Source organism: Streptomyces sp. NPDC006463 (assembly GCF_042870715.1).
In the GTDB taxonomy this organism is placed as follows: domain Bacteria; phylum Actinomycetota; class Actinomycetes; order Streptomycetales; family Streptomycetaceae; genus Streptomyces.
In genome coordinates this window covers 559,153-575,245 of sequence record NZ_JBIAHP010000001.1, presented here as the reverse complement: position 1 = coordinate 575,245, position 16,093 = coordinate 559,153, and the positions used below count along the sequence as shown (strand labels likewise).

The following is a 16,093-nucleotide window of genomic DNA, read 5'->3' as shown; positions in this document are numbered from 1 at the left end:
GAGACCGGTTGTTGGCCGGGATCCGCTGACGGTTCGGGGGTGGTCGGTCACGCCGGGGCACGGCTACTGACTGATCTCACTGACGCAACCGGACTGACGAGCTCGTACTCCACCGTGTCGGGCGTCCTCCAGCGGGACGGCGAACCTGCGGCTGGCGACCCCAAGGAACTCCGCTACCGGCTCCTGCACGTCGCCGCCCGGATCACCCGGGGCGGCCGCCGCCTCCACCTTCGGACAGCGGCGACCAGGCCCTGGCGGCAGGAGCTCGCGGCCGCCTTCGACTGCCTGGCCGCACTGGCCCGCCCTGCCGGCCGACTTGCCGTCCCCGCCCGCCCTCGATTCAAGGACCTCGCAGAACCCGACCGCACGTCGGGGCCTCGCCATGCCCACCGGTAGGCGGTCCGGTCCTTCTGCCGCGCGTCACTTTGCGATGCGGGCTTCGATGCCGTCGAGCAGGAAGTCGAGGCCGATCCGGAAGGTGTGGTCGGCGTCCAGGTGGGCGGCATCGCGCACCACCGTGGCCAGCGCGGTGAATCGGCCAGTGGCGAAGGTCCGCTCCAGATAGGGCCCGAGTGACGCCTGCCAGCGCTTCTCGTCCATCCCGGTGGCCCGCTCGGCACGCCGCTCGGCGATCTCCCGACGCACGGCGCCGATCACGTACGCGTTGACTGCGGCGACCACCGGCATGATGGCGTCCACGTCGACGTCGCCCAGTGCGGCCACCACGGTCTCCCCGCTGGCCAGCGCGTGCGGCCCGAGCTGGGGTCGGCCGCCCAGTAGATCGGCGAGCCATTCGTGTTCGTGTGCGGCGTGCCGAGTGGCTTCGGCGAGAGACCGGAGCACCTCCCGCCAGCCGTCTCCGACCGGCCGGATCTCGGCGTGGGCGGCGTCGACCATCAGGTCTAGCAACTCCTCCTTGCTGGCGATGTAGCCGTACAACCGCATCGGACGGACGTCCAGCTCGGTGGCGACCTTGCGCAGCGACACCGCATCCAGGCCGTCCGCGTCGGCCAGCTGGATCGCCGCTCGCACGATCCGTTCCCGGCTCAACGGGGCCGGCACGGGTCGATTCGGCGGCTCTGGCCTCTCCCACACCAACATGCCCCTGACAATACACCGCCCCGGTCGATACAGTGTATCGACCAGTACGGCGTATCTAGGAGGGGCAACCATGACCATCGCCATTGTCGGAGCCGGCTTGGGTGGCTTGGCCCTTGCCCGGGTGCTGCACGTGAACGGCATCGACGCCGTCGTGTATGAACGTGAATCGTCACGCGGTGCGCGCGGTCAGGGCGGCATGCTCGACATCCACTCCGGTCAGCGGGCGCTGCGCGAGGCCGGTCTGATCGACCAGTTCCACACGATTGCCCGTGGCGAAGGCCAGGACATGCGCCTTCTCGAGCCGGATGGCACCCTGCTGCTCCAGGAGGACACGCCCGACGACGCCCCGCTTGAGCGACCCGAGGTCGACCGCGCCGATCTGCGCAACCTGCTGCTGGATTCCCTTCCCGAAGACGTGGTGCGCTGGGGGCACGCGTTCAAATCCGCCGACAACGGCCTGCTGCAGTTCGCCGACGGCAGCAGTGCGACGTATGACCTGCTGGTCGGCGCGGACGGCGCGCAGTCCCGGGTCCGCGCGCTGCTCACCGACGCCCGCCCGGCGCATATCGGCCAGAACGTCGTCGAGGTCGGCATTCCCGATATCGACCGCACGCACCCCGCCCTCGCGGAGATGGTCGGGCGCGGCACCTACTGGGTGCTCGGCAACGGACTATCCCTGGCGGCGCAGCGCAACGGGGACGGCCGCGTTCGCATCGGCCTCAGCTTCTACAACACCGCCGAGGACTGGTTCGCCACCAGCGGGATCCCGTTCGACGACCCTGCCGCCGCCCGGGCGCGGCTGATCGACCTGCTTCCCGGCTGGGACTCGCGGTTCACCGCGTTGATCGCGGCCTGCGACGACACGGTCGTGCCGCGGTCGATCACCACTCTCCCGGTCGGCCTGACCTGGCCGTCGACGCCAGATGTCACGCTACTCGGCGATGCCGCGCACCTGATGCCGCCGGTGGGAGAGGGCGCCAACATGGCGCTGCTCGACGGTGCCCTGCTCGGTCTCGCGCTGGCCGCGCGCCCGGACGACTTTCCCGCCGCCGTCAGCGAGTACGAACGCGAGATGTTCGAACGCACCAGCGCTGCCGCCCGGATGTCCGCGGACATGCACGCATTGCTGACGTCGCCCGACGCCGCCCGGAAAATGCTCGCATTCTTCCAACCTGGCTGAAGGTGACCAAAATGCGACCAGGAAATCGGTCTCACGAAGACGGCATAAGTGCCAGCGATGTGCCATCGGAGCTGAGATTGTGCCGCGAAAATTGAGACCCCACATCACATCAGGGCTGCAAAAAAAAGGGGGGCGAACTCACAGGTCCGGGCCCCGTGGACCGGGGCAAGCCGGGTTCCGAGATGCACGTCCTGTCGGACGTGGCAGGGCTGCCCCTCGTGGGCGTCGACGGTACGACGGCCGGAGCCCGCCGCCCGGGCCTCACGAACCCCCGTACACCGCCTTGACGTTGTCCTGAGCCGGGTGCGTCCGGCCGGCCGGGCCCGCCGCGAACACCCGTAGCAGGTTCTCCGTCACCCGGGTCGTCAGCGCACCGCAGCGCGCGTCCAGGCCGTGGTTCGAGCCGCCGCGCCCGTCGCCCGTCGCATCCAGGGCCTCCACCCACCGCATCGTGCCCGTCGCGAAGACCCCCGCACCGCTCTGCACCGTGTAGTACGCCGTGTCCTGATGGCTTGGCCGACCCTCGCACACCACGGGGGAGTGGGCCAGGATCTCGATCGGCCGGGGCGTCGGGAACGCGGTGTTCACCTTGTCGTACTCCACCCCCACCAGGTGCTCGAAGCGGTCGCCCGCCTTGGCGCCGGTGCCCTCGAAGAGCCAGTGGCCCGGGTTCGTCACCACGTACGGGGCGTCCACCGGGTAGCCGTCGTAGATGACGCCGAGCAGCGAGCTCTCCGGGTCCGCACCGGGCGCCGAGCGGAAGTCCACGGTCGCCGGGTGGCCCCGTTTGAATCCGGGGTCCTGCTCGTAGGAGGACTTGTAGCAGACCAGCGTGCGGTCCGGGCCCAGCTCCGATGCCTCCAGCCGGATCCGGCGGAAGCAGCAGTTCGCGCCCAGGACGGCGATGTTCGTGCCGGCGTCGCGGGCTGCCGTGATGTGGGTCCGCTGCTCGGGCGACCAGTACTCGTCGTGCCCGAGCGACAGCACCGCCGCGGCACCCTCCAGCAGCCGCTTCTCCCGGGCCACGTCGGTGGTCGTCGTGTAGGCCAGGGGTATGCCGAGCCGCTCGGCGAGCGCGATCAGCGGGGCCTCGTACACCAGGAACAGGCCCGCGCCGTCGTCGTAGTCGTACGGCCGGTCGAAGGTCACCGCGAGGGAGCGCGCCGCGTAGCCGCCGCTGGGTCCGTCATAGCTGCCGTAGCCGCCCCACCGGTTGTAGGCCTGCCAGGTCGCCACCGCGTTGACCACGACGGTACGGCCTGCCGTCGTCGCCGACCGGACGGTGAGCGGCACGAAGCGCTGGCCCTCGCCGCCCTGCGCGTCGAGCCGCAGCAGGTAGCAGCCCTCGGGCCAGTCCGTGGTGTCGACCGTGGTGGTACGGGCCCACCGGGTGCGGACCGTCCGCGTCCCTGAGTCCACCGTGTGCTCGGGCTGCCGCACGCCCGGCAGGGCCTGCGAACGCCACACCAGCCGGGCCCGGGCTCCGCCGTACCAGCCCATCCGGTAGGCGGAGACGGTGAACCGGGGCGCGGTGGTGGACACGTACAGCCCGAAGGACTCGCCGGGCAGGACGCTGACCCGGTCCGCGAAGCCCTCGATGGCCCGGGCCGCTCCGGCCTTGGTCACCGGCCAGTCGGCGTGGCCGGGCCGGGCGTTCTCGGCCTTAACGTCGAAGACGCCGGGCCCTGCCGTCGACGGCTTCCCCGACGGCGGCAGGGTCCCGGCGGACGGGTCCCCGCCCTGCCCGTCGGCGCCGCCGGCGCCGCTCGCGCAGCCGGCCACGGCCCCGAGCCCGGCCGCCGTGGCCGCACCGGTCGCGATCGCGAGGAACCGCCGCCTGCCCGCGCCTTCGCCATCCCCGGCTATGTGCTCCTGATCCATGGAGGGCACGTTATGTCACCCTTCGGCCATGACCCCCACCGGCCCGTGACCTATGCTGGCCCACCTGCCGGGCCCGGCATCAACTGATCCTGGAGGCAAGTGACATGAGGTACGGCGGCGCACACGGTCTGGGCACGGTCCGGCAGCTGTGGCAGCTACTGGAACCCGTCCACGCCCTCGTCTACTTCGCTCCCGAGAGCTACGAGGAGGCCGCGGGCCTCGGCTATGCCACGGACGAGCGGTGGCCCGTGTACTTCGCCTTCAGGGCCGCCCCGCTCGGCCCGGTCGACGCGGAGCTCGTCCACGCCCTCTTCTACAGCTTCAACCCGAGCATGGTCCGTCGTTACGTCGCCCGCTCCTGGCAGCTCGCCCCGCCGGCCCGGGTCCTCGCGGCCCGCGCCGCCGCCACCGACCGCGCCCTGCGCTCGCTGCTGGGCGAGCGCACCGTCTCCCCGGACCTGGCCGAGGCGGCGCTCCTGGCCCGCCGCGCCGCCGAGGCCGCCGACACCGCAGGACGCCCGCTGGCCGCCGCCAACGCGGCGCTGCCCTGGCCCGGGACGCCGCACGCCGTGCTCTGGCACGCCGCCACGATCCTGCGCGAGCACCGCGGCGACGGCCACATCGCCGCCCTTCAGGCCCACCACCTCGACCCGGTCGAGTCCCTGGTCCTGCATTCCGGCGCGGGAGCCGCTCCCGCCGAGGCGTTCGCGAACCGCGAGTGGTCCACGAGCCGGTGGAGTGCCGCCCGCGACCGCCTCGCCGCGGAGGGCCTGCTGACCGAGGACGGTACGGCCACCGCCGCGGGTCTGGCGCTGCGCACCGCCGTGGAGAAGCTCACCGACGAACTCGCCGCCGCCCCGTGGTCCGCGCTGACCCCGCAGGAAGTGGCGCGGCTCGCCGAACTGCTCCTCCCGCCGGTCCTCGACATCGTCGGCTCCGGACTCCTCCCGGCCCAGGGCACCCTGGGCATCGGGATGAAGTACGACTACGAGGGCTGAACCGACCCTCACTCGACGTGCTCGCGGTAGCGGTCGATCACGGCGCGTCCGATCGGAACGATCGGGTCGGTGGGCCGCTCGCGGCCTACGGGCGGACGGTCAGGCGGGGGAGCAGGTCCAGGTGCCGTCGGGGGGATTCCTGCGGGGCGCCGCCCGACAGCCGGTCCAGGAGCGGGCCCGCCGCGCGGGAGCCCACCTCGTGCTTGGCCGGGGCCACCGCCGACAGAGCGCGGCCACCGCGGCCTCGTACCCGGCCCGGAGCCGCGCCGTGGTCGGGGTGGCCCGGCCGGCGGGCGCGATCCGCCGGTGCCCCAGCCCCACCAGGTGCTGCGCCGCCCCGGCCGCGCGGTGCGCGTGGTCGGAAGCCATCCGGTCCAGACCCGCCGCTCCACCAGCACGGTCGGAACCGGGAGTTCCGCGGTCCAGGCGTCCCCTCCGGGCTCGGGCGCCCCGGTCTCCCAGTTCGGGGTCAGCAGCAGCCGTGCGCGCCGGCGGAGAGCAGCCGGTCCGCCTGCGTCCGGTCCTCGCCGGGCGATACCGGGTCAGCCCGACCGTCAGCCGCGCCCCGTCATGCCCGTCAGGATCGCCGGCCTCGGCGACTCTTCGCCGACGGAAGTCCGCTGGGCGTCCTCGACCGCAACACCCCCGACGAGGCGAGGCCGGCGTGGTCCTCGACGTCCTCGTCCGGGCCCAGGGCCGGGTCCACTACGGGCCGCTCCTCGACGACCGCAAGGGCATCTGGCGCGGCGTCCGCCACGGCCACCAGCAGCTGTTCGAGTGGGAGATCCGCCCGCTGCCCCTCGCGGACCTCACCGGACTCGACTTCGCCGCCGCCACCCACGACAGCCGGACCGACGCGGGCCGCCCGGTCTTCCACCGCTTCACCCACGCCCTCGGCGGCGCACCCGGCGACGCGTTCCTGGACATGTCCGGCTGGGGCACCGGCCTGGTCTGGCTGAACGGCTTCCTCCTCGGCCACTACGACACCCCGCGCGGCCCACAGGGCACCCGCTACGCGCCCGGCCCGACCTCGGCCGCCCCACGGTCGTCACCCTGCAGTGAGACGGGGCGAGCGCCCGGTCCGGCCCTTCTAGACTGACCCGACGGCCGGTCAGGCATCGCACCAACGCGGAGGCTGGAAACGCATGCGCTATCTCTCCCTGGGCAGTTCGGGTCTTCGGGTCTCGGCCGTCGGGCTCGGCTGCAACAACTTCGGCGGCCGGCTCGACGCCCGGGCGACCCGCGCCGTCGTCGACGCCGCCCTCGACGCGGGCATCACCCTCCTCGACACCGCCGACATCTACGGCGGCCTCGGCGGCTCCGAGAGCCACCTCGGGCTGGCCCTCAAGGGCCGCCGGGACCAGGTCGTCCTCGCCACCAAGTTCGGCTTCGACGGAATGGACATGAAGTACGGGCCCGCGGCCGGCGCCCGGGGCAGCCGCGCCTACATCCGCCGGGCCGTCGAGGAGTCCCTGCGCCGCCTCGGCACCGACCACATCGACCTCTACCAGCTGCACAGCCCCGACCCGGCCACGCCCATCGCCGAGACCCTGGCCGCCCTCACCGAACTCGTCGCCGAGGGCAAGGTCCGCTACGTCGGCCACTCCAACCTCACCGGCTGGCAGCTCGCCGAAGCCGCCCACGTCGCCCGCGAGACCGGCTCGGTCCCCTTCGTCTCCGCGCAGAACCAGTGGTCGCTGCTGGAGCGGTCGGCCGAGCGCGAGCTCGTCCCGGCGGCCCTGCACTACGGCGTCGGCGTGCTCCCGTACTTCCCGCTGGCCAACGGCCTGCTGACCGGCAAGATCCGCCGCGGCGCGGCCGTCCCGGCCGGCTCCCGCCTCGAAGGCCGCGACGCGTACCTCACGGAGGAACGGCTCGACGTCGTCGAAGCGCTGGCCGCCCTCGCCGAGAAGCACGGCCGTACCGTCCTCGAACTCGCCATCGGCTGGCTCTCGGCCCAGCCCGGCTGCGCCTCCGTCATCGCGGGGGCCACCTCGGCCGATCAGGTGCGCGCCAACGCGGCCGTCGCCGACCGACCGCTCGACGCCGAGCTGCTCGCCGCGATCGACGCCGTCCCGGGGGCGGGGAAGCCGGAATGACGGCTCAGACGGGTGCCCCCGTCAGGACGTCCACCTTGCCGGTGTCCAGCGAGTAGTAGGCGCCGACGACGGTCAGGGCGCCCTTCTTCACGAGGGGCGCCAGGTCGGCGTTGGCGCGCAGATCGTCCGCGGTGACCCGGATCCGGTTGTGGATCATGGTGTCGACGGGGTCGGCACCCGGGTTCTCGACCGGCAGCCGGTACGCCCGCTTCACCGCCTCCACGATGGCCTGCAGATTCCCGGGCAGCGGCACGCCGTCCCCCAGCGATTTGTACGCGGCCTCGATGGCGCCGCAGCGCTGGTGCCCGGGCACGACGATCAGCGGAGTGCCGCCCGTCAGGGGCCCGTAGTCGACGGAACCGGTGACCACCGGGCCGATCGCCTGTCCGCCCGTGCGCAGTACGTACAGGTCGCCGAGCCCGGTGTAGAAGACGAGCTCGGGCGCCACCCGGGAGTCGATGCAGGTCAGGACCACCCCGAACGGGTTCTGCGCCGCGGCGACGAGCTGGCGCCGCTCGGGATCCCGGTCGGGGTGGTCGAGGTCCCCGCTCACCCAGCGCGCGTTGCCCTCCATCAGGCGTGCGTACGCGGCCCCGGGCGTGGACGGCCGCGGCTGCGGGGCCGCGGCCGTCGCCTTCGGGGTGCTCGCCGACGGGCGTGCCGCGAGTACGACGGCCGCGCCGGCCGCGAGGCCGCCGGTCAGCACGGCCCTGCGAGCCGGACGTCCTGCTGTGTGCATGGGTGGCACCCCTCGGTCGTAAAGACCGCGAATGTCCAGCGCGCCGGGGGTGATCGGACCGCAGCCACACACGGGTGCGGGCGCATTGCCACGGACGGCTTACGGCGGCTCCCGGCGGGCGGCTCCCCGGCCCCCGCCCCGGCCCCCGGCCCCGGCCCCCGGCCCCGGCCCACAGCCCCGGCCCACAGCCGGTGGGCCGCGGGGCGCGGGCCGCCGTGCGGACTCAGGACACGATGTCCTTGCGGGAGAACCCCCGGAAGGCGAGGGCGAACAGCACCAGCGCGTACGACACCGACACCGCCGCCCCCTTGACCATCCCGCCCCACTCCAGCTGCGGCTGCAAGGCGTCCGCCCACGCGAACTGCCAGTGCGCCGGGAGGAACTCGCGCCACGACCCGAGTGCGGTGACCGCGTCCAGGACGTTCCCGACGATCGTCAGCCCGACCGCGCCGCCCACCGCGCCCAGCGGCGCGTCCGTCCGCGTGGACAGCCAGAACGCCAGCCCCGCCGTCACCAGCTGCGACACGAAGACGAAGGCGACCGCCAGCGCGAGCCGCGCCGCCGTGTCCCCGGCGGGCAGCGCGCCGCCCGCCGGGAGCTTCAGCGGCCCCCACCCGTACGCGGCCGTGCCCGCGGCCAGCGCGACCACCGGCAGCAGCACCATCGCCGCCAGGCTGAAGCCGAGCGCCACCACGAGCTTGCTCCACAGCAGCCGCGCCCGCGGCACCGGCGAGGCCAGCAGATAGCGCAGCGAGGACCAGCTCGCCTCCGAGGCCACCGTATCCCCGCAGAACAACGCCACCGGCACCACCAGCAGGAAGCCCGCCGAGACGAACAGGCAGGTCGCGGCGAAGTTCGCGCCCGAGGCCGTCGCCGTGTCGATGAGGGTGATCCGGCCGTCTCCGCCGCTGCGGCTGCCGGGCCCGCCGCCGACCGCGAACGCGATGATCAGGATGAAGGGCAGCGCGGCCAGCACCCCGCCCATCACCAGCGTTCGCCGTCGGCGCCACTGCCGAAGCGCCTCCACGCGCAGCGGCAGCGTACGGTTCGCCCGGTAGCCGGGGGCCACCTCCTGGACGGCCTCTGCCTCTACCGTGCTCATGCCGAACCTCCGATCAGGGTGAGGAACGCGTCCTCCAGCCGGCGGTGCGGCCCGACTCCCGCCACCGGCACCTCCAGCCGTACGAGTTCGGCGATCAGCCCTGCGGCCGTCGCGCCTTCGAGCCGTACGAGGAGCCCGTCTTCGGCGGACACCACGGAACCCACTCCCTCCAGCGCCGCCACCTTCTCGACGGCCGTCTCGTCCACCGGCGCCGCCAGCGTCACCAGCAGGGTGTCCCCGCCGCCGGTGATCTCAGCGACCTCGCCCGCCTGCACCAGCCTGCCGCGGTCCATGACCACCAGGTGCGTACAGGACTGCTCCACCTCCGACAGCAGGTGGCTGGAGACGATGACCGTCCGCCCGCCCGCCGCGTAGCGGATCATCACGTCCCGCATCTCCCGGATCTGCGGCGGGTCCAGACCGTTCGTCGGCTCGTCGAGGATCAGCAGGTCGGGCATCCCGAGCATGGCCTGCGCGATCGCCAGGCGCTGCCGCATGCCCTGCGAGTACGTGCGCACCGCGCGCTCCAGCGCGTCGCCGAGCCCCGCGATCTCCAGGGCCTCCGCCATGTGCGAGTCCTCGGCCGGGCGGCCGGTGGCCTGCCAGTACAGCTCCAGGTTGGCCCGGCCCGTCAGGTGCGGCAGGAATCCCGCGCCTTCCACGAAGGCCCCGACCCGCGACAGCACCGGCGCCCCGGCCCGCACCGCGTGCCCGAACACCCGGATCTCCCCGGCGTCCGGCGAGATCAGCCCCATCAGCATCCGCAAGGTGGTCGTCTTCCCGGCGCCGTTGGGCCCGAGGAGCCCCAGCACCTGCCCCCTCTCCACCCGGAACGACAGGTCCCGTACCGCGTACCGGTCCTGCGCCTTCGCGTACCGCTTCGTCAGTCCGGTGATCTCCAGCGGTACGTCGGCCAGCGCGGGCTCCGGCTGCGGTACGCCGCCCCGCGCCCCTGCCGGCCCCCGCCCGGTCCGCCGGATCCCCAGCAGCGCCGCGGCCAGCGCCGCCGCGCCCAGCGGCAGCCACCACGTCCAGGCGGGCAGCCCGGCCGAGGCGGTCCGCACGTCCGGGGCCACGGGGACGGCCAGAGGGCCCTCGGCCGAGACCGTGTAGGTGGCGGGCGCGGCCGGGGTCGCGTAGCCGAGATCGGTCGCCGCGACCACGAGCCGCAGCCGGTGCCCGGCCTCCACGGCGTGGTCGATCGCGGGCAGCCGGAGCTCGACGGACCTGCCCTGCTGCGCGTCCTCCACCCGCACCGGGGCGACCAGCTGACTCGGCAGCACCTGCTGGCGGCCGTCGGGCCCGACGTCGTACACCTTGCCGAAGAGGACGGCCGAACCGTCCTCAGCCGTCGACCTCACCTTCAGGGTGACGGTCGGCGTCCCGGTGATCCGTACGTCCTCCGTCAGCGGCTCCGACTCGAAGCGGGCGCTCTGCCCCGGGAAGTCCAGCGAGAACCCGGCTCCGAGGGCGGCGAGCTGCCCGCCGATGCCGGGCAGCGAGGACAGCGCGGGGGGCGCCCCGCCCGCCGGATTGGCGAAGCTCTGCTCGCGCCCGGTCAGCGCGAACCGCTCCGGGCCGGAGGTGAGTCCGGGATACCGCTCGCCGCTCGCGCCGCGCAGCTGTACCCGCCCGTCGGTGGAGTCGATGCCGCCGGAGCGCGAGACGCGGAACGCCGGGCCGGTGTCCGTGTTTCCGTCGGCCCCGCCCCCCTTGAGGTAGCGGTCGAACCAGGCAGCGACCCGGGCCTCGGTCCGGCCCGCCTCGCGCATGCCGCCGTCGTGCCCGCCGGCCGCCCAGTCCACGGAGACGGGCGCGCCGTTCGCCGCGATGGCCCTGGCCATGGCGTCGGCCTGGTCCAGCGGGAAGAGGGAATCGTCCTGGCCCTGCACGACGAGGGTCGGCACCTTGATGCGGGCACCGACGGCCGACGGACTGCGCTGCTCCAGCAGCGCGCGGGCCTCGGGGTCGGGCTTCCCGGCCACCGCGACCCGCTCGTACATGGAGCAGAGTTCGGGCTGGAACCGCCCGCAGCCGGGGGCGGACCGCGCATCGGGCGCCTGCGGCCCCGGCTGGCCGGGCTGCATGCCGCCGACGGAGCCGGTGGTGAAGAAGACACCCGCCCACAGCTTCTTGAAGACGCCGTTCGGGAAGAGGGAGTCCGCCAGGTTCCAGTAGGTGATCTGCGGGGCGACCGCGTCCACCCGCCGGTCGTACCCGGCGGCGAGCAGGGACACCGCGCCGCCGTACGAGGCGCCGGACACGCCGACGCGCGGATCGCCGTCCGCGTCGAGTTGCACCTCGGGCCGGGTGGCGAGCCAGTCGATGAGCCGGGAGACGTCCTTGACCTCGTACTCCGGGTCGTTCAGCCCGATCCGGCCCCCGGAGCGGCCGAAGCCGCGCGCCGACCAGGTCAGGACGGCGTACCCGTCGCGGGCCAGCCGCTCGGCCTGCGCGCGCACATCGTCCTTGCTGCCGCCGAAACCGTGCCCCAGCAGCACAGCGGGACGTTTCTTCCCCTCGCCGTCCCCACCGCCGGCCGTGAAGTACGAGGTGTCGATTCCGGCGTCGGGCATGTCCAGCACGGCGTCCTGGCGGTGCACGGCCGGCGCGTCGCCGACGGCCGAGGCCGCGGCCGTCCACGTGCCGGCTCCCGCGACGACGGCGAGCGCGGCCGCGCCGGCGAGCAGACGGTCCCGGCGTCGCCTGGGCAGTCGGAGCTTCATACGGGAACCCTAAACGCCAGTTGCCCCCGGCCCGAGCGCCCGCAGGGGGATGTCCCCACCTTCCCGGGGAGTACACGGACCGCCCCCTGTACCGCACCTGCGGTATGCGGCCACCCGGCTCCCGATCTGCGGGGCGCCCCGTCCGGCGGGAGGATGGCCGCATGCTGCTGGCCGAGGTCGCGCGCGTGTCCCGGGAGGTCGCCGACACCTCCGCCCGGTCGCGGAAGACCGCCCTGCTCGCGGAGCTCTTCGCCGCCGCGCCCCCGCAGGAGGCCGCGCTGGTGATCTCCTACCTGGCCGGGCGCCTCCCACAGGGCCGCCCGGGCATCGGCTGGCGCGCCCTCGCCCAGGACGTGGAACCGGCGTCGGAGCCCGGCCTGACCGTCCGGGCCGTGGACGAGGCGGTCACGGAGCTGGCCGCCGTCACGGGCCCGGGATCGCACGCCCGGCGCCGCCGGATCCTGGACGGCCTGCTCGGCGCGGCCACCGAGGCCGAGCAGCGGTTCCTGCGCAGCCTGCTCTCCGGCGAGGTGCGCCAGGGCGCACTCGACGCGGTGGCCCTGGAGGGCGTGGCCGCGGCCGCCGGAGTTCCGGCCGCCGACCTGCGCCGCGCCGTGATGCTCGACGGATCCCTGCCGCGCGTGGCCGCCGCCGTCCTCGCCGACGGGCCGCAGGCGCTGGGCAACGTCACCCTGCGCGTGGGGCAGCCCGTACAGCCCATGCTGGCGGCCACCGCCAAGTCGGTCGCGGAGGCCCTCGCCGCGCTCGGGCCCTGCGCGGTGGAGGAGAAGCTCGACGGGATCCGGGTCCAGGTCCACCGCGACGGGGACGAGGTACGGGTGTACACGCGCTCCCTGGACGAGATCACCGACCGGCTGCCGGAGGTGGCCGCGCTGGCCCGGTCACTGCCGGGGGAGCGGTTCGTCCTCGACGGAGAGGTCATCGGCCGGGCCGCGGACGGCCGTCCGGTGCCCTTCCAGGAGATCGCGAGCCGGGTCGGCTCGCGCCTCGACGTGGAGGCCGCCCGGCGGACGCTCCCGGTGGTCCCCTTCTTCTTCGACGTCCTGGTCGCCGGCGACGACGTGCTGCTCGACCTCCCGGTCCGCGAGCGGTACGAGACCCTCGCCGCGCTCGTGCCCGAGAGCGCCCGGGTCCGCCGCCTCGTGGTCGAGGACGTGCGGGCGCAGGCCGCCGAGGCCCAGGAGTTCTGGGCCGAGACCCTGCGCCGCGGCCACGAGGGTGTGATGGTCAAGGGTCTCAGCTCCGCCTACGCGGCGGGCAGGCGCGGCAGGAACTGGCTCAAGGTGAAACCGGTGCACACCCTGGACCTGGTCGTCCTCGCCGCCGAGTGGGGACACGGACGGCGCACCGGGCTGCTGTCCAACCTGCACCTCGGCGCGCGGGCCGCCGACGGGACGTACGCCATGCTCGGCAAGACCTTCAAGGGGCTCACCGACGAGATGCTGCGCTGGCAGACCGGGGCGCTGGGCGCGCTCGCGACCTCGGACGACGGCTTCACCGTCCGGGTGCGCCCGGAACTGGTCGTGGAGATCGCCTACGACGGTCTGCAGCGCTCCCCGCGCTACCCGGCCGGGGTGGCGCTGCGCTTCGCGCGGGTGCTCCGGCACCGCCCGGACAAGAGCGCGGACCAGGCCGACACGGTGGAGACGGTGCTCGAACAGGGCAGGGTCCGGTGAATTTGCCTCAGAGGTAAGACGCGTTGCCAGAAAGGCAAGACTCTGGCTCAATCGGGGTATGACATCCGGTCCTGCCCCCGGTCCCGAAGACCGGACCGCCCCCGAAACCGGCTCCGAAGCGGTGGCCGACCCAGCCGACCCCGCCGAGCCCGCAGACGAGCTGCCCGCCGTGGCCCCGCAACTGCGTGACCTGCGCCGCCGCGCCGGACTCACCCTGGAGGCCGCCGCCGCGAGGGCCCGGCTCTCGCCCGCGCACCTGTCCCGGCTGGAGACGGGACGGCGCCAGCCCTCGCTGCCGCTGCTGCTCGCGCTCGCCCGCACCTACGGTACGACCGTTTCCGAGCTGCTCGGCGAGACCCCGGCCGTCGCCGATCCCATCGTACGGGCCGGCGGTCCGGGCGCCCGCGAGGCCGACGGGTGGACGTACTGGCAGGCCGGCGGCTCCGGGCGCGGGATGCAGGCACTGCGCGTCCACGTCCCTCAGGGCCGCAGCCAGGGCGAGCTGGTCCGCGTACATCCCGGCGAGGAGTGGCTGTACGTCCTCGCCGGGCGGCTGCGGCTCCACCTGGGGGAGGCCGAGTACCTGCTGGAGCCGGGGGACAGCGCGCACTTCGACTCGCTCACCCCGCACCGGATCGGCGCGGCCTCCGCGGGCGGAGCCGACCTGCTGTTCGTCCACACCCTGCTGCAGAGCAGCCTCGCCGGGCTGTGCCTCGGCGCAGCCACCACGTCCACGCACCACCGATAGCCCCCGCACGCCACAGAGCCGAGGAGTCCCACCCATGTCCCGAGGAGAGAACCCCGTCACCATACGGGCGCGCATCGAATCGAAGTTCCCGCGCGGTCTGCTGATCCGGCTGATCGCCTACTTGTTCGTCGGTCACCTCTTCGCCTTCTTCGTCTACCTCCTCTTCGTCCTGGGCGGCCAGAACCAGTAGCGGTCCGGGCCGCACGGCTCTGGAAAGGTGCAGGTCCTGTAGCTACCCTCCGCGCATGATTTCCACGGTTGTCTGGGGTACCGGCAACGTCGGCCGTTTGGCCATCCGCGCCGTCGAGGCCCATCCCGCGCTGAAGCTCGCCGCAGTCATCGTCCACAATCCAGCCAAGGTCGGCCGCGACGCGGGCGAACTCGGCGGCCTCGGCCACCCGTTGGGGGTCGCGGCCACCGACGACATCGGATCCGTCCTGGCCGGACGCCCGCAGGCCGTCGTGTACGCGGCCTCCGGGGACGTCCGTCCCGACGACGCCCTCGCCGACATCACCCGGGCGATCCGGTCCGGCGCGGTGGTCGTCAGCCCCGCGCTGTACCCGCTCTACGACCACCGCAGCGCACCGCCGGAGTTCCGCGATCCGGTGCTGGCAGCCATCGCGGAGGGCGGCGGCTCGCTGTTCGCCTCCGGAGTCGACCCCGGCTGGGGCAACGACGTACTCCCGCTGCTGCTCAGCGGACTCGGCACCACCGTCGACTTGATCCGCTGCCAGGAGATCTTCGACTACTCCACCTACGACCAGCCGTACTCCGTCCGCCAACTCGTGGGCATGGGCCAGCCCATGGACCACGAGCCGATGATGCTCACGCCCTCGATCCCGACCATGGTGTGGGGCGGCCAGATACGCATGATGGCCAGGGCCCTCGGGGTCGAACTGGACGAGATCCGAGAGACGTCGGAGCGCCGCGCGCTCGACACCACCGTGACCACCAAGGCGATGGGCGCCTTCGAGGCCGGCACCCAGGGGGCGATCCGCTTCGAGGTGCAGGGCATCGTCGAGGGCGAGCCCCGCATCGTCATCGAGCACGTCACCCGCATCCACGCCTCGTGCGCTCCGGACTGGCCGTCGCCGCCCGACGGCGGCGACGGCGCCCACCGCGTCGTCATCGAAGGCCGTCCCCGCATCGAGGTCACCGTCGAGGCCACCGACGAGGGCGAGAACCGCTCGGCCGGCGGCAACGCCACCGCCGTCGGGCGCCTGGTGGGCGCCATCGACTGGCTCACCGAGGCGGAGCCCGGACTCTACGACGCCCTCGACATCCCGCTGCGCCCCGCCGTCGGCAAACTCGGAAGGAAACAGTCATGAGGATCGACATCCCCGAAGGCCAGCACCCGATCGAGTACGTGTGGGGCGACATGGTCCCGGGCATCGGCATGGCCGCCGCCAACTTCTCCCTCTCGGTGTACGCCCACACCACCCTGGGCCTGCGCGAGTTCGAGGCCGCCCGGCTGCGCGTCGCGCAGATCAACGGGTGCGTCTTCTGCCTGGACTGGCGTACCGAGCGGGAGGGGGAGAAGGTCGAGGAGGAGTTCCCCGACGCGGTCACCGAGTGGCGCACGACGAAGGCCTTCGACGACCGCACCCGGCTGGCGGCGGAGTACGCCGAGCGGTACACGCTCGACCACCACGGACTCGACGACGAGTTCTGGGACCGGATGACCGCGCACTACAGCCAGCTGGAGATCGTGGAGCTGACGATGAGCATCGGTTCCTGGCTGGCCTTCGGCCGGCTCAACCACGTGCTCGGCCTCGACAGCGTCTGCGTGCTGCCGGGTCATTGACATGGGTCCGGGGCCGCT

Annotated in this window: 16 protein-coding genes and 3 pseudogenes; 12 read left to right on the top strand and 7 right to left on the bottom strand. The window is 73.4% G+C overall.

The window, feature by feature from the left end; all coding sequences use genetic code 11:
- Positions 1–114: 114 nt before the first annotated feature.
- Positions 115–396: a hypothetical protein gene (locus ACFYOB_RS02785; protein ID WP_388553491.1), complete on the top strand. Its 282-nt coding sequence runs from the start codon at positions 115–117 to the stop codon at positions 394–396.
- A gap of 24 nt (positions 397–420) precedes the next feature.
- On the opposite strand, the gene ACFYOB_RS02780 is transcribed toward ACFYOB_RS02785, so the two are convergent.
- Positions 421–1,101: a TetR/AcrR family transcriptional regulator gene (locus ACFYOB_RS02780; RefSeq protein ID WP_388553488.1), complete on the bottom strand. Its 681-nt coding sequence runs from the start codon at positions 1,099–1,101 to the stop codon at positions 421–423.
- A gap of 70 nt (positions 1,102–1,171) precedes the next feature.
- Here ACFYOB_RS02780 and ACFYOB_RS02775 point away from each other — a divergent pair, with 70 nt between their 5' ends.
- Positions 1,172–2,281 (top strand): FAD-dependent oxidoreductase, encoded by a 1,110-nt coding sequence (locus ACFYOB_RS02775; protein WP_388553485.1) that lies wholly within the window; start codon positions 1,172–1,174, stop codon positions 2,279–2,281.
- A gap of 122 nt (positions 2,282–2,403) precedes the next feature.
- Positions 2,404–2,526, top strand: a pseudogene (locus ACFYOB_RS02770) (IS5/IS1182 family transposase); the annotation flags it as partial.
- 16 nt (positions 2,527–2,542) lie between these two features.
- Here the strand turns inward: ACFYOB_RS02770 and ACFYOB_RS02765 are convergent.
- Positions 2,543–4,162: a N,N-dimethylformamidase beta subunit family domain-containing protein gene (locus tag ACFYOB_RS02765; protein WP_388553483.1), complete on the bottom strand. Its 1,620-nt coding sequence runs from the start codon at positions 4,160–4,162 to the stop codon at positions 2,543–2,545.
- A gap of 104 nt (positions 4,163–4,266) precedes the next feature.
- Between ACFYOB_RS02765 and ACFYOB_RS02760 the strand changes: the two genes are divergently transcribed.
- Positions 4,267–5,160, top strand: a complete 894-nt coding sequence (locus ACFYOB_RS02760) for a hypothetical protein (RefSeq protein ID WP_388553482.1) — start codon at positions 4,267–4,269, stop codon at positions 5,158–5,160.
- A gap of 85 nt (positions 5,161–5,245) precedes the next feature.
- On the opposite strand, the gene ACFYOB_RS02755 is transcribed toward ACFYOB_RS02760, so the two are convergent.
- Complete coding sequence (locus ACFYOB_RS02755; RefSeq protein ID WP_388554065.1) at positions 5,246–5,377, bottom strand: hypothetical protein; 132 nt, start codon at positions 5,375–5,377, stop codon at positions 5,246–5,248.
- Between the two features lie 8 nt (positions 5,378–5,385).
- Positions 5,386–5,727: pseudogene (locus tag ACFYOB_RS02750) on the bottom strand (LacI family transcriptional regulator); the annotation flags it as partial.
- 94 nt (positions 5,728–5,821) lie between these two features.
- Between ACFYOB_RS02750 and ACFYOB_RS02745 the strand changes: the two are divergent.
- From ACFYOB_RS02745 to ACFYOB_RS02735, 3 genes and pseudogenes are all read left to right on the top strand, one after another.
- Positions 5,822–5,944 (top strand): annotated as a pseudogene (locus ACFYOB_RS02745) (hypothetical protein); the annotation flags it as partial.
- Positions 5,930–6,259 carry a hypothetical protein gene (locus ACFYOB_RS02740; RefSeq protein WP_388554029.1) on the top strand — a complete coding sequence of 110 codons (330 nt, stop codon included), beginning with the start codon at positions 5,930–5,932 and terminating at the stop codon, positions 6,257–6,259. The pseudogene ACFYOB_RS02745 and the gene ACFYOB_RS02740, both read left to right, overlap by 15 nt.
- A 46-nt stretch (positions 6,260–6,305) precedes the next feature.
- A complete protein-coding gene (locus ACFYOB_RS02735; RefSeq protein ID WP_388553479.1) occupies positions 6,306–7,259 on the top strand; it encodes an aldo/keto reductase in 954 nt (317 codons plus the stop codon).
- A 4-nt stretch (positions 7,260–7,263) separates the two neighbouring features.
- Here the strand turns inward: ACFYOB_RS02735 and ACFYOB_RS02730 are convergent, their stop codons facing one another.
- From ACFYOB_RS02730 to ACFYOB_RS02720, 3 genes are all read right to left on the bottom strand, one after another.
- Positions 7,264–7,998 carry a carbonic anhydrase gene (locus tag ACFYOB_RS02730; protein ID WP_388553477.1) on the bottom strand — a complete coding sequence of 245 codons (735 nt, stop codon included), beginning with the start codon at positions 7,996–7,998 and terminating at the stop codon, positions 7,264–7,266.
- A 223-nt stretch (positions 7,999–8,221) separates the two neighbouring features.
- A complete protein-coding gene (locus ACFYOB_RS02725; RefSeq protein WP_388553475.1) occupies positions 8,222–9,100 on the bottom strand; it encodes an ABC transporter permease in 879 nt (292 codons plus the stop codon).
- Entirely contained in the window at positions 9,097–11,826 is a 2,730-nt protein-coding gene (locus tag ACFYOB_RS02720; RefSeq protein ID WP_388553473.1) for an alpha/beta fold hydrolase, read from the bottom strand. The genes ACFYOB_RS02725 and ACFYOB_RS02720 overlap by 4 nt, the downstream gene beginning before the upstream one ends.
- 161 nt (positions 11,827–11,987) lie before the next feature.
- Between ACFYOB_RS02720 and ACFYOB_RS02715 the strand changes: the two genes are divergently transcribed.
- The 5 genes from ACFYOB_RS02715 to ACFYOB_RS02695 are packed head-to-tail and all read left to right on the top strand — an operon-like array spanning position 11,988 to position 16,075.
- Positions 11,988–13,523, top strand: a complete 1,536-nt coding sequence (locus tag ACFYOB_RS02715) for an ATP-dependent DNA ligase (RefSeq protein ID WP_388553471.1) — start codon at positions 11,988–11,990, stop codon at positions 13,521–13,523.
- Between the two features lie 58 nt (positions 13,524–13,581).
- Positions 13,582–14,271 (top strand): helix-turn-helix domain-containing protein, encoded by a 690-nt coding sequence (locus ACFYOB_RS02710; protein ID WP_388553469.1) that lies wholly within the window; start codon positions 13,582–13,584, stop codon positions 14,269–14,271.
- A 34-nt stretch (positions 14,272–14,305) separates the two neighbouring features.
- The gene (locus ACFYOB_RS02705; protein WP_388553467.1) at positions 14,306–14,461 is read left to right on the top strand and encodes a DUF6126 family protein; all 156 of its coding nucleotides are present in this window, start codon (positions 14,306–14,308) and stop codon (positions 14,459–14,461) included.
- Between the two features lie 55 nt (positions 14,462–14,516).
- Positions 14,517–15,599 carry a dihydrodipicolinate reductase gene (locus ACFYOB_RS02700; RefSeq protein ID WP_388553464.1) on the top strand — a complete coding sequence of 361 codons (1,083 nt, stop codon included), beginning with the start codon at positions 14,517–14,519 and terminating at the stop codon, positions 15,597–15,599.
- The gene (locus ACFYOB_RS02695; RefSeq protein ID WP_388553462.1) at positions 15,596–16,075 is read left to right on the top strand and encodes a carboxymuconolactone decarboxylase family protein; all 480 of its coding nucleotides are present in this window, start codon (positions 15,596–15,598) and stop codon (positions 16,073–16,075) included. Before ACFYOB_RS02700 ends, ACFYOB_RS02695 begins: the two co-directional genes overlap by 4 nt.
- The last annotated feature ends 18 nt before the right edge of the window (positions 16,076–16,093 follow it).